Genomic DNA, 14,674 nt, shown 5'->3' with positions numbered 1-14,674 from the left:
CGTGTGACACGTAGCATGTAAAAGGCCCGACCGGTTTTTCCGGCCGGGCCTTCATGTGTTGCTTGTCGTCACGCAAGGCGCTCGCGATCAGCCGGCGATGCGCTCGGCGATAGCCTTGCCCAGGCTCTCGGTGGTGCCCTTGCCGCCGGCATCGGCGGTGAGTACCGACGGGTCGGCCTCGGCGAGTACCGCCTCGAAGGCGTCGACGATTGCCTGGCCGGCCTCGTGGTGGCCGAGGTGCTCGAGCATCATCGCACCGGACCAGATCTGGCCGATGGGGTTGGCGATGCCCTTGCCGGCGATATCCGGCGCGCTGCCATGCACTGGCTCGAACAGGCTGGGGAACTTGCCCTCGGGATTGATGTTGGCCGAGGGTGCCACGCCGATGGTGCCGGTACAGGCCGGCCCCAGGTCGGAGAGGATGTCGCCGAACAGGTTGCTGGCCACGACCACGTCGAACCAGTCCGGGTGCATGACGAAGTTGGCGGTCAGGATGTCGATATGGAACTGGTCGACGCTGACGTCCGGGTAACTACCGGACATCGCCTTCACGCGCTCGTCCCACCAGGGCATGGTGATGGAGATGCCGTTGGACTTGGTGGCCGAGGTGAGCTTCTTCCGCGGACGGGTCTGGGCCAGGTCAAAGGCGTACTTGAGCACCCGGTCGACGCCGGTGCGGGTCATCACGGTTTCCTGGATGACCACCTCGCGGTCGGTGCCCTCGAACATCTTGCCGCCGATGCTGGAGTATTCGCCTTCGGTGTTCTCGCGTACCACGTAGAAGTCGATGTCACCGGGCTTGCGGTTCGCCAGCGGGCTCTTGATCCCCGGCAACAGCTTGCAGGGGCGCAGGTTGACGTATTGGTCGAACTGGCGGCGAAACTGCAGCAGCGAGCCCCACAGCGAGATGTGATCGGGCACCTTGTCGGGCCAGCCCACGGCGCCGTAGAAGATGGCATCGAAGTCCTTGAGCTGGTCGAACCAGTCGTCGGGCAGCATCTTGCCGTGCTCGAGATAGTAGTCGCAGCAGGCGAAGTCGAAGTGCTCCAGGCTCAGGTCGATGTTGAAGCGCTTGGCGGCGGCTTGTAGCGCGCGTACCCCTTCGGGCATGACTTCGGTGCCGATACCGTCACCGGCAATCACGGCGATCTTGTGCGTCATGGTGTGCTCCTGTTCTGTATTCTTCGGTGGGGTAGTGGTTCGGTCTGGCATCGTCTCCCTCAGTCTAGCCCTTCTATGAAGATGGATAATGGGCCTATAATTCAATTGATTATTGACCGAAAGTGGAGAGTGGGTGGCCTATCTCGATGACCTGGCGTTCTTCCAGCGTCTGGCCCATGCCGGCAGCCTGACCGCGACCGCTCGCGAGCTGGGATTGTCGCTGTCGGCGGTGAGCAAGCGCCTCAAGCAGCTCGAGGCGCGCCTGGGCGTGGAGCTGGCCAGCCGTACCACGCGCCGCCTGACGCTCACCGCCGAGGGCGAGCGCTACTTCACACGTGGCGCCACCATTCTCGAGGAACTCAGTGAGCTGGAAGAAACGCTGGGTGACCATCAGACGGAGCTTTCGGGGCCGCTGCGGGTGAATGCCAGCTTCGGCTTCGGCCGGCGGCATGTGGCGCCGCTGCTCTCGGCGTTCTGCACCCGCCACCCGGGGATCGAGGCGGTGCTCGAGCTCAGCAATTTTCCGCTCAGCCTCGGCGATCAGGCGTACGACATCGGCATTCGCGTGGGCGAGCCGCCGGACTCGCGGCTGGTCGCCCGGCGCATTCTTACCAATCGTCGCGTGCTGTGTGCCGCCCCACGCTACCTGGCGAGCATGCCGCCGCTCGAGTCGCCCGCGGCGCTTGGCGGTCAAGCCTGTCTGCTGCTTCGCGAAAACGACAGCGACTTCGCGGTCTGGCGCTTCCATCGTCGCGACGCGCCCCAGCGGGAGCAGGCGGTGAAGGTTTCGGGGCCGCTCGCCAGCAACGATGGCGAGGTGATCATGCAGATGGCCCTGGATGGACACGGCATCGCCCTACGCTCGTGGTGGGACGTGCATGAGCATCTCGCCCGGGGCGACCTGGTCGAGCTGCTGCCAGCGTGGCAGGGCGTGCGGGCCGACTTCCATGCCGTCTACCAGCAGCGTCGCCATGTGCCGTCTCGACTCCGGGCCTTTGTGGCCTATCTTGAACAGGAGATGGCCAGTCGTGTGCCGCCGCTGCAAAATAGCCCGGTTTCAGGTTTCGGAGAGCCACTGACAAGGAGTGTCGCCGTGAAGGATGACGCATCGTGAACGTGCTGATGTTCACCAACACCTACCTGCCCATTGTCGGCGGGGTCAGCGAGTCGGTACAGCGGCTGAAGCAGCGCTTGCAGGAGATGGGCCATCGGGTGCTGCTCGTCGCGCCGCGACTCGAAGGCCAGCCACGTGAGGAAACTGACGTGGTGCGCGTGGTGGCGGTGCAGCATTTCAATGGCAGCGACTTCTCGCTGCCGGTCCCGATTCCCGGCCAGCTCTATGACAATATCGAGGCTTTCGAGCCGGATATCGTGCACTCGCACCACCCTTTCCTGCTGGGCGATACCGCCGCCCGCGCCGCGGAAACCTACGGGCTGCCGCTGGTGTTCACCCATCACACTCTCTACGAGCACTACACCCACTATGTGCCTGGGGACTCGCCGCGCATGCAGCGATTCGCGATCGCCCTGGCGACCCAGTACACCTGGCTGTGCGACGAGGTGATCGCCCCCAGCGAGAGCATTCGCGACCTGCTGCTCGAGCGCAACGCCAATCCCGCACTCAGTGTGGTGCCCAGCGGTGTGAACACGACGCGTTTTGCCGCAGGCGAGGGGAAACGCTGGCGAGGGTCGCTGGGCATTCCCGCCGGGGCCTACGTGATCGGCCACCTCGGCCGGCTGGCCCAGGAGAAGAATCTGGCGTTTCTGGCCGAGGCGGTGTGTCGCGCCCTGGTCGCGCTACCCGAGGCCCACTTTCTGGTCGTCGGGGAGGGCGAGGCCCGCCAGACCATGCGGGATATCGCCGAGACCCACGGCGTGGCCGCGCGATGTCACTTCACGGGGCGTCTGCAGGGCCAGGCACTGATCGATGCCTACCACGCCATGGACGTCTTCGCCTTCGCTTCGCACAGCGAGACCCAGGGCATGGTGGTGGCCGAGGCCATGGCGACGGGGTTGCCGGTGGTCGCGGTGTCAGCCCCGGGAGTGCGCGAAGTGGTACGCGATGGCGTTAACGGCCGCCTGTTGGCCGCGGACGATGTCGGTCAGATGGCCGAGGCGTTGATCGAGCTTGCCGAGACGGCGCGGCGCGACCCCTTGCGCCAGGAGGCGCGGGTAACCGCGGCGCGTTTCGATGAAGCCCGCTGCGCCGAGCGGTGCGTCGCGATCTATCGGCGGGCGATCGCCCGAGGTGGCCCATTCACCCACGCCGACGACGGTGGCTGGGAGCGTGTTCGGGGCCGTCTGGGGGCCGAATGGCAGATGCTCTGCTACCGCGGACGGCTGTTGCGCCACCTGGTGCAGGAGGAGTGGGAGCAGGAGCGTCCCTCGTGGTGGCCCGGCCATCACGACGAAGCCGAGCTGCCCCCGAAATGACGTTACCCTGACGCGACTGGCCCGGCACTCCCTCGATAGGGGTGCCGGGCCAAGGTCGTCATGGCGATCGATATACCGGGGCGGTGAGCCTTAACGGGTCAGGCCGGCCTGGATGATCGGCCAGGCGGCCTCGCCGTCACGGTGGGTGACACCCTCGATCATCGCCTCGACGCGTTCGGCGTTCTGGTTGATCCAGTCCTGCGCTACCTCGTCAGCATCGCGCTCCTCCTGACCGAATTCGCGGATCATCCAGCTCTGTTCTTCGGCGCTGAAGGTGAACTGCTCGAAGAAGGCCACCAAGTTGGGGTTGGCCTCGGCATAGTCGCCGCGCATCAGGGTCAGCACCTCGCTTTCGCCATTGTTCTCGCCGAACAGGTCCTTGGAGTCCTCGAGATAGCGCATCGGCAGGGCGAGGTTCATCCAGTGCGGGGTCCAGCCGACCCAGACGATCGGCTCCTCGCGGGAAATGGCGTCCTGCGCTGCGCTGAGCATGCCCACGGTGCTGGTATCCACCAGGCTCCAGTCGCCCAGCCCCCAGGCGTCCTCGTCGATGGCGGCGTTGAGAATCTCGCTGGCCGCCGAGCCGGCGCCGAAGCTGTGGATCTCGCCATCGAGCATCTCGCGGTTCTCGTCGAGGTCGGCGAAGCTCTGGATGCCCTGGTCATAGAGAGTCTCGGGCACGGCCAGCGTCATCTGGGCGCCGTCGACGTTATTGGCCACGTTGACGATGGCGCCGCTTTCCTCGCGCGGGGCGAGCATGTCGCGCTGCGCGGGCATCCAGCCGCCGAGAAAGACGTCGATATCGCCGCTTTCCATACCCTGATAAATCACCTGCAGGCCGAGTTCCTGGCTGCTGGTGGCGTAGCCCAGGGGCTCGAGCAGTTGCTCGGCGATCTGGGTCTTGACCTTGATGCCGGGCCAGGAGGGCACGCCGAAGTCCAGGGTGGCGTCATCGGCCTGGGTGGTGCCGACAAGCCCCAGGGCGAGGGGCAGCGCCAATGTGGTGCGGGCCAGTAATGGGCGATTCAGGGATACGCTCATGAAGAGTCCTTGTTTTGTGAAGATCATGTGATGGTGTTGCAAGCGGCTTAGTCCTCTCGCGCCAGCACCCGCAGCCGCGATTCGAGCATGTCGCGGTCGAGGTAGGTGCCCTGCAGATGGCGGGCGCCGGTGCTGGGGTCGAAGGCGGCTCGGCCATGCAGCACGCGACGGTTATCGAAGGCGATCATCTGTCCCGGCGCCAGGTTGAACTCCAGCTGGTGACGCGGCTCGTGGAGCAGCTGCCAGAAGCGGTAGTAGGCACGGTACCAAGCTTCGATCGTCTGCGTAGGCAGGCGCAGGGTGTCGCGAATCCAGTTGTTGAAGCGAATCTCCACCACCTTGCCATCGTCATCGCATTCGATGATGGGCGCTCGCACGCCGATATCCTGGGTCTCGTCCTGGAAGCGGAAGTCGATCGACGTCTCGCTGAGCAGGCGGAAGGTCTCGGGATTCTCGCGGCGCAGCACCTCGGCGACCTGGAAGCCATCGGCAAACAGCGACCCACCGCCCTCGGCGCCATTCTCCAGGCAGTAGAGCAGCTGGATGTCGGGCGGCTGGCGCCAGTTGGGCAGGTCGGTATGCAGCGCCAGGCCGATCGCGGTATAGGCGGCATTGTTGGGGTTGGGCTTGGAGCGCACATCGAAGCGCGCGCCGAAGTTGGTCGAGCGCAGCGGGCCGATGCGCTTGGCCAGGCGGCTGACTTCCTCGTCGGCGAGCGGCCCGTTGTCGAGCAGGACCAGGCCATCGCGCAGCAGCGCGGTCAGCCAGGCGCGCTCGCCCTCGACACCGGCGACGAAGTCGCCATGGGCGACGCGCTGCGGAAAGAAGTCGTCGCGCCAGGGGAGACGCTCGGGGGTCACGTTGCGGTTGGGTTCTCCGGGGCGGCGCTGGTGCAGCCAGCCACCATCGAAGCGGCTCGTGTGGCCATCGGCCCAGTTCACCATCAGATGGCCGTCCGTAACCTGCACCTCGGGTGCAATGTCGATCCCCTCGATGGGGAAGACCAGCCGCTCGAAGGTCTGGGCATGGCGACAGGCCGGGCAGGCGCAGTGGTCGCGCAGCCAGATCGGCGGGAACTCGGCCTGTTGGCCGTCCTGCCACTCGAGCACGACCCGATGGCCGTCTACCCTGGCCTCGCGCAGCTGCGGCGCTGCCTCGTAGGGGGTTAGTTCACGCATGTCCACCGGCGGTGCCGGGGCGATATCCATGGTGGCGATATCGGAAACGGTGTCCTGGCTCATGCGCAACTCCTGATAAGCGATCGGTAAAGCGACTTCAGGATGGCGGTTGGCCAGGCGAGTCACAAACGATTAATCTGGCCCCTATGCCCAAGCTCAGCTTATCGTAGGCTTTTTCATGTCATCGCTACCCCCCTTGTTATGGCTTCAGGCTTTCGAGGCCTCGGCGCGCACCCTGAGCTTTACCGCGGCGGGGCGCGAGCTCGGCGTGACCCAGGCGGCGATTAGTCAGCGCATTCGCCTGCTCGAGGACCGGCTGGGACAGAAACTCTTCGTGCGCCACCCGCGCAGCCTCTCGTTGACGCCGGCCGGGCAGGCCTGGCTGCCAAGCATCCTCGACGGCTTCGCGCGTATCGGCGAGGGCACGCAGGAGGTCTTCGGCAGCGCCGCGGAGCGCACGGTGACGCTGCGCGCGACGCCAGTGATGCAGCAGAACTGGCTGGCGCCGCGGTTGATCGCGTTTCATCGCGCGCACCCGGCCCTCGCCGTGCGCCTGGTCAGCGCGATCTGGCCGGACGACTTCGGCCCCGAAGGCGCCGATATCGAGCTTCGCTATGGATTGGGTAACTGGTCCGGCGTCGAGGGAGTCTGCCTGGGCGACGAAAGCCTGCTGCCGGTATGCAGCCCGTCACTGGCCTCGACGCTTCACGAACCGGCCGATCTTGCCGACCATACGCTTCTGCACGCGGCGGGCTTCGCCGTGGGCTGGCCGACCTGGCTGGAACTGGCGGGCGTGGCGGGCCTGGATGAGCGCGGCCCGGCGTTGACCTGCGACAATCAGGTGATGACACTGGCACTCGCCAGCCAAGGTGGCGGTGTCGCGCTGACGCATCGACGCCTCTTCGCAAGCCGCGATGATCTGGTGGCGCCGTTCACGCTTAGTGTGCCGAGCGCTGAGCGCTTCTGGATGGTGCGTCCCGCCCGACGTCAGTCGCGTGAGGAGTCGTCGCTGCTCTGGGACTGGCTCGTCGACGGGTTGTCGGAAGACGCCTGAGAGGGCTGGGCCGAGCGGACTTGCTTGCGGGAGGCTCGTCGCCGCGATAAGACCCTGAGGCCGATCAGCAGGCCGATGCCCAGCGCCAGGCCGCCCAACGACCACAGCAACTCCCCGCGGTTCTCGGCGGTGACCAGCTCCCCGAGCTGGCTGCCGAGCAGGGTCACGGCGACAAGGCCGGGCAGGATGCCCAGCAACGAGCCGAGCATGTAATCGCGAAAGCGCAGGTGAAAGGCGCCGGCCATCATGTTGGTGAGGGTGAAGGGCGCCAGCGGCAGCAGATTGATCAGTGTCATGGTGCGGATGCTGCGCTTGGCCAGGTAGCGCGACATGCCCTTGAGGTGGCGGCCGCCATAGTGCATCAGGGCGTCGCGGCCGAGCCGGCGACCTACCCAGTAGGACACCATGGACGAGGTCAGAGTGCCCAGCGTGGCATAGACAAGGCCCCAGGTCGGCCCGAAGATCAGGCCGGTGACGGCGACCATCAGGCTCAGCGGGAACATCACCAGCAGGGCCGCGGCGTAGATTCCCATCACCACCACAAAGGCCAGCGGCGAGTCGCGCCAGGCCAGCGTGCCCGCGGCCAGGCGCTTGAGGGCGGCAACCGTCAGCAGGTCCTGCATAGCGAGCCACTGCCATAGCCCGCCCATTACCAGCAGCGCGCCCAGCAGCAGGGCGGGAATCACCCAGCGGCGTCTCATGGGACGATACCGGAGGACGGCTCGAGCCGCGCTAGTGGGTCCTGGCGGAAGTAGCGCGCGAGCAGGGCGTAGAGGTCAGGATAGGCCTCATGGAGCAGATCCGGTGCGGTGAAGAACACCTCGCAGCAGACCGCAAAGCACTCTCCCGGGTGCGTGGCGGCGTAATCGTCGATCGGGGTCGACTCGCCGCGCGCAACTCTTGCCTGAAGATCCTCCCAGACGCCCATGAACACCCGGTGCCACTCCGCCGGGGCGATCTCGCGCGGCAGCGGCGGAAAACCGTCGATATCCAGCGAGTTGCCCATGTCGAGCTTGTGCGCGAGTTCATGGATCACCACGTTGAAACCGTCGTTGCCGCCGCTGTCCATCAGGTCGGGAAAGGCCACGACCACCGGCCCTTGGTGGGAGGTTTCGCCGGCCCGCTCGTCGACGTATTCATGCATGACGCCGGCCTCATCCATTTCCTCGACCTGGCGGGTGAAGGCGCCGGGGAGGATCAAGATTTCGCGAAGTCCGCTGAACGCCTCCTCATGCTCGGCGTCATTCCAGCCCAGCGTCAGCAGGCAGGCTTGCGCCGCCAGGCCCAGCCGGGCGGGCGGGTCGAAGGGGGTGCTCGCGGCGAGCTCGGGATGCAGGGAGAGCCGCTTTGCGTGCAGGAACTGCCAGGCACGCTGGCCTAGCCGCGCGGCCTCGTCCTCATCCAGCGCGGCCAGCAGCGGCAGGCGCGCCCGCGCCTCGGCCCAGTGGTGTTGCGGAAACGGATGACGAGCGGCGAAGCGCGCCGCCCGCCAGCGTCGCAGGCGCTCGAGCATCGGTTCAATTCTCGTCCTGCTTGGCCCCGGATGGCAGGCCCCCGGATTTCCATGACCAGTCGCGCCAGCGCAGATCGAACAGGTCCTTGCGGCGGTCCTTGAGATTGGTCACCGAGCCTTCGCTGCGCACCACGGTCAGCCGGGTGAGATCCAGGTCCGAGAACATGATCATCTCGGTATTGGGCGTGGTCTCGGCGAGCACCGCGTCGTGGGGAAAGGCGAAATCCGAGGGCGAGAACACCGAGGACTGGGCGTACTGGATGTCGAGATTCTTGATCGAGGGCACGTTGCCGACGCTGCCGCACAGCACCACGTAGCACTCGTTCTCGATGGCGCGCGCCTGGGCGCAGTGGCGAACGCGCAGATAACCGTTCTTGGTGTCGGTCCAGAAGGGCACGAAGAGAATGTCCATGTCCTGGTCGGCCAGCAACCTAGAGAGTTCAGGGAATTCCACGTCGTAGCAGATCTGGATGCCCACGCGTCCGGCATCGGTCTGGAACACCAGCAGCTCGTCGCCGCCCTCGATCACCCAATCGCGGCGCTCCTGAGGCGTGATGTGCAGCTTGGCCTGGCGCTCGATGGAGCCGTCTCGATGACACAGGTAGGCGATGTTGTAGAGCTTGCCGTCGTCGTCTTCCTCGATCATCGAGCCGGCGATGATGTTGATATTGTAGGCCACCGCCATGCGCGACAGCTCGGTCTTGAAGCGTGCGGTGAAACCGGACAGGAAACGGATCGCCGCGAGCTGGTCGAGTTGCGCGGCGCGGTCCTGCAGGCCCATCAGCGGGGCGTTGAACAGCTCCGGAAACACCGCGAAGTCGCTCTGATAGCTCGACAGCGCGTCGACGAAGTATTCGATCTGCTCGAGCACCGCCTCGACTGAGGGGAGTTCGCGCATCTGCCATTGCACGGCGCCGACGCGCACCTGGGTGCGGCGCGTTTCCAGCACCCGCTCGGCGGGCTCGAATAGGATGTTGTTCCACTCCAGCAGAGTGGCGAAGCCCTGGGACTTCTCGTCTTCCGGCAGGTACTTGCGCAGCAGGCGCTTGACCAGGAAGTCGTTGGCCAGCTGGAAGGAGAGAATCGGGTCGTGAATCTCCTTGCGCGACACCTTGTCGATGTACTCGGCCGGCGTGAGTTCGGCCGAGTACTCGTGATACTGGGGGATGCGCCCGCCGGCGAGTATCGCCCTCAGGTTCATGGAGCGGCACAGCTCCTTGCGCGCCTCGTAGAGACGCCGCCCCAAGCGATAGCCGCGGTAATCCGGGTGGATCAAGACATCCAGCCCGTACATGGCGTCGCCGTTCTCTTCGTTGAGGATGGTCTCGCTCTTGCCGATCAGGTCATCGTAGGTGTGGGGGTTGGAGAAGGTGTCGTAATCGACCAGCGCGGTCAGGGCCACGCCGACGATGGTCTCGTCATCCTCGATGATGACCTGGCCATCGGGGAACTCCTTGATCAGCTTGTCGATGGTGGGCTTGGGCCAGCACCCGCCGATATCGTGATAGACCTTGTCCATCAGCAACTTGAGTTGGGGGTAGTCATCCGGCGTCAGGTTGCGCAGATTCAGATGCAGATCGTCGAGTGACATGGCGCCTCGCTTCCCAGGAAGAGAAAAGCGCAGTTTAGCATGTGTGCCGCGAGAGATTGGGCTGTCCTCCGGTTGACACATCTCCGCCATGCCGATGTCATCGTCATGTCATCCATTGGTTCGAGGATGTCTGCAGGACTCCGAAACACGGCTACGCTCATCAGAGAGAGTGCAATAACGGATGGGCCATGCCACACCATGACAAGCCACACCAAGACAAGCCACAACAACAGGTGCACCACGGGTCGCAGGAAGACATGCAGGAAGTCATGCAAAACGACAAGCGCATCCGCCTGGTTACCGTTACCAAGCGCTGGGACGATCCCCCCGCCGTGGACGGCATTTCCTTCGACGTCGCGCCCGGCCAGTTCGTGATCCTGCTCGGCCCCTCGGGGTGCGGCAAGTCGACCACGCTGCGCATGGTCGCCGGGCTCGAGCAGGCCAGCAGCGGGCGCATCCATATCGGTGAGCGCGACGTGACCGACCTGCCGCCGGGCGATCGCGGCATCAGCATGGTCTTTCAATCCTACGCGCTGTTTCCTCATCTCAGCGTGGCCGACAACATTGTCTTTGGCCTGCGCAGCCGCAAGGTGCCCAAGCCGGAGCGTCGCCAGCGCCTGGAACGCGTCGCGCAACTCGTCGACCTCGAGGCTTTCCTAGATCGCAAGCCCGCCCAGCTCTCCGGGGGCCAGCGTCAGCGGGTGGCGCTGGCGCGGGCAATCATCTCCGAGCATCCCATCTGCCTGATGGACGAGCCGCTTTCCAACCTCGATGCCCGCTTGCGCGGCGAGATGCGCCGCGAGATCAAGGCGCTGCAGGAGCGCCTGGGCATGACGGTGATCTACGTCACCCACGACCAGGTCGAAGCCATGAGCATGGGCGACCGGGTAATCCTGATGCAGGACGGTCGCATCGTGCAGGACGACACGCCCGATGCGCTCTACGACCGGCCGGCCTCGGCGTTCGCGGCGAGCTTCATCGGCAGCCCGGCGATGAACTTGGTGCGCCTGGCGGCGGGTGCTGATGGCGCCATCATCGAGGGCGAGCCCCGGGTCATGATCGCCGAGCATGCGGCAGTCGGCGGGATGCTGGGCATTCGGCCCGAGGATATCGCGGTGACGACACCAGCCTCGCCGGGCGTGCCGGCGGAGGTCATCGACGCCGAGTACCTGGGCGCCGACACCATTCTGCGCCTGGCCGTAGGCAGCCAGGTCATGCGTGCCCGGCTCGCCGGCAAGCCGGTCGTGACCAAGGGCTCGGCGTGCCGGCTTGCCTGGCCACTGGACAAGTCCCACCTGTTCGCCGCCGATGGCAAGCGCCGCGATGACTTGACGCGCTTTCCCGTCGCCCGGGGCGATAGCGAGCAGGCCAGCGAAGGCGCGCGGCTGGCCGCCTCGCGCGCCCTGCATCCGGCGAACCGTATCGCCGATCGCGCATCCGACCACCCCCCAGGCAGTCCTCGATAACTCAGGTAGGTCTCGATAACCCAGGAGTCGTTCCATGCGTTTTTTGAAACCCAATGTTCCCATGCGCTTTAGCCTAGTGGCCGCCGGCCTGTTGAGTGCCGGGCAGGCGCTCGCACAGACCGGTGACGAGCCGGTCGAGCTGACCATGTACTATCCGGTCGCCGTCGGCGGGGCCCTGACCGATGTGGTCGACGATCTGGTCGAGGACTTCGAGGCCGAACATCCCGATATCGATGTCGAGGCCATCTATGCCGGCAACTATGACGACACCCGGGTGCGCGCCATGTCGGCCATCGAGGCCGGCGATGCCCCGCAGCTGTCGGTGATGTTTTCCATCGATCTTTTTGATCTGATCGAGCAGGACGCCATCGTTGCCTTCGACGACCTGGTCGAGACCGAGGAGGAGCAGGCCTGGCTCGACAGCTTCTACCCCGGGCTGATGGAAAACGGCCAGCTCGACGGCCAGACCTACGGCATTCCCTTCCAGCGCTCGACCATCGTGCTGTACTGGAACAAGGACGCCTTCGAGGTGGCCGGCCTTGACCCCGAGCAGCCGCCCGAGACCTGGGAAGAGATGGCCGAGATGGGAGCGGCTGTGCGCGAGGCCTCCGGCGGCGAGCAGTGGGGGGTGATGGTGCCTTCCACCGGTTACCCTTACTGGATGTTCCAGGCCTTCGCCTTCCAGAACGGCCATCGGCTGATGAGCGAGGACGGCACCGAGGTCTATTTCGATGACCCAGCGGCGGTCGAGGCGCTCGAATACTGGGTGTCGCTGGCCGACGAGCACGCGGCGATGCCCGACGGCACCATCGAATGGGGCACGCTGCGCCAGAATTTCCTCGAGCAGTCCACGGCGATGATATGGCACAGCACCGGCAACCTGACCGCGGTGCGCAATGATGCCGATTTCGACTTCGGCGTGGCGATGCTGCCCATGAAGACCCAGCGCGGCAGCCCCACTGGTGGCGGCAATTTCTATCTGTTCAAGGACACCACCGAGGAAGAGCAGCAAGCCGCCATGACCTTCATTCGCTGGATGACCTCGCCGGAGCGCGCCGCCGCCTGGTCGATCGAGACCGGCTACATGGGCGTGAGCCCTGAGGCCTACGAGACCGAGGCGCTGCAGCGCTACGTCGAGGAGTTCCCTCCCGCGGCGGTGGCGCGCGACCAGCTCGAGCATGGCACCGCCGAGCTCGCCACTTATCAAGGCGGTCGGGTGCGCCGGGCGCTGGACAACGCCGTGCAGGCGGCGCTGACCGGCCAGATGACACCCGAGGAGGCCCTGACGCAGGCTCAGCGCGAGGCGGATGCGGCACTGCGCCGTTATGCGCGCTAACGCTGAGGCCAGACTCTGGAGGAGATGCAGACGGGGGCGCCGGGGACAAAGGTCAGAGAGGAGGCGCTGTGAATCCCTCCTTGGACGCTACATTTGCCATCCTTGGCAAATGACCTCCTCACTGACCTGTACCCGGCTCGTTCACAGCACAGGAGGCAAGCCCTAGTGATTCAAAACGCCGACCGACGCATGCAGATCTACGGCGCGCTGTTGCTGTTGCCGGCGGCGGTGCTGCTGGCCACCTTCGCCTACTTGCCGACCGTCGCCACCCTGGTCAACAGTCTGTTCCTGCCCGGCTTTCGCGGTGAGCCCGCTACGTTCGTGGGGCTCGAGAACTACCAACTGCTGATCGAGGACGACACCTTCTGGCAGGTGGCGCGCAACAACTTGCTCTACGCGCTGGGCACGATTCCGACCTCCATCGCCCTGGCGCTGGGCATGGCGCTGCTCGTCAACGCTCGCCTACCGGGACGGGGCTTCGTGCGCATGGCTTATTTCACGCCTACCATCCTGCCGATGATTGCCGCGGCCAATATCTGGATGTTCTTTTACGCGCCGCAGATCGGCCTGTTCAACGCCCTGCTCGGTTGGCTGGGACTGCCGGGCGTCAACTGGCTCGGCGATCCCGGCGTGGCGCTTGGCTCGGTGATCGTGATGACGGTGTGGAAGGAGGCGGGCTTCTTCATGATCTTCTACCTGGCGGCGCTACAGAGCATCCCGCCGGAACTCGAGGAGGCCTCGAACCTGGAAGGCACCAGCCGCTGGAGCTTCTTCTGGCGGGTCACCTTCCCGCTGTTGATGCCGACCACGCTGTTCGTGCTGATCAATGCGCTGATCAACGCGGTGCGCGTGGTCGATCATCTGTTCATCCTGACCAAGGGCGGCCCCAATAACGCCACCAATCTGCTGCTCTACTACGTCTACGAGAACGCCTTCTCGTTCTTCGACCGCACCTACGCCGCCACCATCACCGTGGTGATCCTGCTGGTGCTGGCCGTGGTGGCCACGGTGAAGTTCACCGTGCTCGACCGCAGGACGCATTATCAATGAACACTTCCATTGCCTCTGCGGCGCGGCCGAGTCGCCGATTCTCGTTGCCGCGTCTGGAAACCGTGGCCGCCTGGCTGCTGGCGATCGTCTGGATCTTCCCGCTGCTCTACGCCTTCTGGGCGGCCTTTCACCCGTCGGAATTCATGGTGCGTTTTGACTTGCTGGCACCGCTGACGCTGGAAAACTTCGCCGATGCCTGGGAGCAGGCGCCCTTTGCCCGCTACTACCTCAATACCTTCGCGCTGGTCACCGGGGTGGTGTTGGCGCAGTTCGTGGTCTGTACCCTGGCCGGCTTCGCCTTCGCACGCTTCCCCGTCCCTGGAAAGGACATCCTGTTCATGCTGGTGCTGATCCAGCTGTTCGTTTTTCCAGAGGTGCTGATCGTCGAGAACTACCGCATCGCAAGCGGCCTGGGGCTGGTCGATACCATCACCGGCATCGGCCTGCCCTATGTGGCCAGTGCCTTCGGTATCTTCCTGTTGCGCCAGACCTTCAAGACGATCCCCCGCGAGCTCGAGGACGCCGCCCGAATCGAGGGCTGTGGCTGGATGGCAATCCTGCTCAAGGTCTACGTGCCGCTGGCCAAACCCACCTACCTGGCCTATGGCCTGGTATCGATCAGCCACCACTGGAACAACTTCCTTTGGCCGCTGGTGGTCACCAACTCGGTGGAGAGCCGCCCGCTTACCGTGGGTCTCGGCGTCTTCTCGGCACCGGAAACCGGCGTCAACTGGGCCACCGTCAGCGCCGCGACGCTACTCAGCATTGCGCCGCTGCTGGTCGCCTTCCTGCTCTTCCAGCGCCAGTTCGTGCAGTCGTTCCTCAGGGCGGGGATACGCTAGTTGCGAAAT

13 protein-coding genes are annotated in these 14,674 nt (G+C 65.2%); 7 read left to right on the top strand and 6 right to left on the bottom strand.

Annotation, left to right across the window (positions count from 1 at the left end; genetic code table 11):
- Nucleotides 1–87 precede the first annotated feature (87 nt).
- Nucleotides 88–1,161 (bottom strand): tartrate dehydrogenase, encoded by a 1,074-nt coding sequence (locus tag BM341_RS11690; RefSeq protein WP_089796126.1) that lies wholly within the window; start codon nucleotides 1,159–1,161, stop codon nucleotides 88–90.
- 133 nt (nucleotides 1,162–1,294) lie between these two features.
- On the opposite strand from BM341_RS11690, the gene BM341_RS11685 reads away from it, so the two are divergent.
- Nucleotides 1,295–2,275: a LysR family transcriptional regulator gene (locus BM341_RS11685; protein ID WP_089796124.1), complete on the top strand. Its 981-nt coding sequence runs from the start codon at nucleotides 1,295–1,297 to the stop codon at nucleotides 2,273–2,275.
- Entirely contained in the window at nucleotides 2,272–3,594 is a 1,323-nt protein-coding gene (locus tag BM341_RS11680) for a glycosyltransferase (protein WP_089796122.1), read from the top strand. The genes BM341_RS11685 and BM341_RS11680 overlap by 4 nt, the downstream gene beginning before the upstream one ends.
- Nucleotides 3,595–3,684: 90 nt before the next feature.
- Here BM341_RS11680 and BM341_RS11675 read toward each other — a convergent pair whose 3' ends face one another.
- Nucleotides 3,685–4,635 (bottom strand): ABC transporter substrate-binding protein, encoded by a 951-nt coding sequence (locus tag BM341_RS11675; protein ID WP_089796120.1) that lies wholly within the window; start codon nucleotides 4,633–4,635, stop codon nucleotides 3,685–3,687.
- 47 nt (nucleotides 4,636–4,682) lie between these two features.
- A complete protein-coding gene (locus BM341_RS11670; protein ID WP_245784261.1) occupies nucleotides 4,683–5,876 on the bottom strand; it encodes a TauD/TfdA family dioxygenase in 1,194 nt (397 codons plus the stop codon).
- A gap of 115 nt (nucleotides 5,877–5,991) precedes the next feature.
- Between BM341_RS11670 and BM341_RS11665 the strand changes: the two genes are divergently transcribed.
- Complete coding sequence (locus BM341_RS11665) at nucleotides 5,992–6,867, top strand: LysR substrate-binding domain-containing protein (RefSeq protein WP_089796118.1); 876 nt, start codon at nucleotides 5,992–5,994, stop codon at nucleotides 6,865–6,867.
- Here BM341_RS11665 and BM341_RS11660 read toward each other — a convergent pair.
- Genes BM341_RS11660 through BM341_RS11650 form a run of 3 tightly spaced genes read right to left on the bottom strand, consistent with a single transcriptional unit; the run spans nucleotide 6,801 to nucleotide 9,971 of the window.
- Nucleotides 6,801–7,568: a TVP38/TMEM64 family protein gene (locus BM341_RS11660; RefSeq protein WP_089796116.1), complete on the bottom strand. Its 768-nt coding sequence runs from the start codon at nucleotides 7,566–7,568 to the stop codon at nucleotides 6,801–6,803. The two genes, BM341_RS11665 and BM341_RS11660, sit on opposite strands and share 67 nt — an antisense overlap.
- Nucleotides 7,565–8,380, bottom strand: coding sequence for a M90 family metallopeptidase (locus BM341_RS11655; protein ID WP_089796114.1), 816 nt, complete (start codon nucleotides 8,378–8,380; stop codon nucleotides 7,565–7,567). The genes BM341_RS11660 and BM341_RS11655 overlap by 4 nt, the downstream gene beginning before the upstream one ends.
- Before the next feature lie 4 nt (nucleotides 8,381–8,384).
- The gene (locus tag BM341_RS11650; protein ID WP_089796112.1) at nucleotides 8,385–9,971 is read right to left on the bottom strand and encodes a bifunctional GNAT family N-acetyltransferase/carbon-nitrogen hydrolase family protein; all 1,587 of its coding nucleotides are present in this window, start codon (nucleotides 9,969–9,971) and stop codon (nucleotides 8,385–8,387) included.
- Between the two features lie 269 nt (nucleotides 9,972–10,240).
- On the opposite strand from BM341_RS11650, the gene BM341_RS11645 reads away from it, so the two are divergent.
- The 4 genes from BM341_RS11645 (at nucleotide 10,241) to BM341_RS11630 (ending at nucleotide 14,665) form a co-directional block, all read left to right on the top strand.
- Nucleotides 10,241–11,437, top strand: a complete 1,197-nt coding sequence (locus BM341_RS11645) for an ABC transporter ATP-binding protein (protein ID WP_089796337.1) — start codon at nucleotides 10,241–10,243, stop codon at nucleotides 11,435–11,437.
- A 34-nt stretch (nucleotides 11,438–11,471) separates the two neighbouring features.
- Entirely contained in the window at nucleotides 11,472–12,773 is a 1,302-nt protein-coding gene (locus BM341_RS11640; RefSeq protein ID WP_245784260.1) for an ABC transporter substrate-binding protein, read from the top strand.
- A 189-nt stretch (nucleotides 12,774–12,962) separates the two neighbouring features.
- Nucleotides 12,963–13,823: a carbohydrate ABC transporter permease gene (locus BM341_RS11635; RefSeq protein ID WP_089796333.1), complete on the top strand. Its 861-nt coding sequence runs from the start codon at nucleotides 12,963–12,965 to the stop codon at nucleotides 13,821–13,823.
- Nucleotides 13,820–14,665 (top strand): carbohydrate ABC transporter permease, encoded by an 846-nt coding sequence (locus BM341_RS11630; RefSeq protein ID WP_089796109.1) that lies wholly within the window; start codon nucleotides 13,820–13,822, stop codon nucleotides 14,663–14,665. Before BM341_RS11635 ends, BM341_RS11630 begins: the two co-directional genes overlap by 4 nt.
- Nucleotides 14,666–14,674: the final 9 nt, after the last annotated feature.

It is taken from the genome of Halomonas korlensis (assembly GCF_900116705.1).
GTDB lineage: Bacteria > Pseudomonadota > Gammaproteobacteria > Pseudomonadales > Halomonadaceae > Halomonas > Halomonas korlensis.
Note: the sequence above shows the minus strand (reverse complement) of the source record. Positions and strands in the feature narration are given on the sequence as shown.

Coding starts and splice junctions, on each gene's coding strand:
- BM341_RS11690 (WP_089796126.1), bottom strand. CDS start 1,161: ATGACGCACAAGATCGCCGTGATTGCCGGTGACGGTATCGGCACCGAA.
- BM341_RS11675 (WP_089796120.1), bottom strand. CDS start 4,635: ATGAGCGTATCCCTGAATCGCCCATTACTGGCCCGCACCACATTGGCG.
- BM341_RS11670 (WP_245784261.1), bottom strand. CDS start 5,876: ATGAGCCAGGACACCGTTTCCGATATCGCCACCATGGATATCGCCCCG.
- BM341_RS11665 (WP_089796118.1), top strand. CDS start 5,992: ATGTCATCGCTACCCCCCTTGTTATGGCTTCAGGCTTTCGAGGCCTCG.
- BM341_RS11660 (WP_089796116.1), bottom strand. CDS start 7,568: ATGAGACGCCGCTGGGTGATTCCCGCCCTGCTGCTGGGCGCGCTGCTG.
- BM341_RS11655 (WP_089796114.1), bottom strand. CDS start 8,380: ATGCTCGAGCGCCTGCGACGCTGGCGGGCGGCGCGCTTCGCCGCTCGT.
- BM341_RS11650 (WP_089796112.1), bottom strand. CDS start 9,971: ATGTCACTCGACGATCTGCATCTGAATCTGCGCAACCTGACGCCGGAT.
- BM341_RS11645 (WP_089796337.1), top strand. CDS start 10,241: ATGCAAAACGACAAGCGCATCCGCCTGGTTACCGTTACCAAGCGCTGG.
- BM341_RS11640 (WP_245784260.1), top strand. CDS start 11,472: ATGCGTTTTTTGAAACCCAATGTTCCCATGCGCTTTAGCCTAGTGGCC.
- BM341_RS11635 (WP_089796333.1), top strand. CDS start 12,963: ATGCAGATCTACGGCGCGCTGTTGCTGTTGCCGGCGGCGGTGCTGCTG.
- BM341_RS11630 (WP_089796109.1), top strand. CDS start 13,820: ATGAACACTTCCATTGCCTCTGCGGCGCGGCCGAGTCGCCGATTCTCG.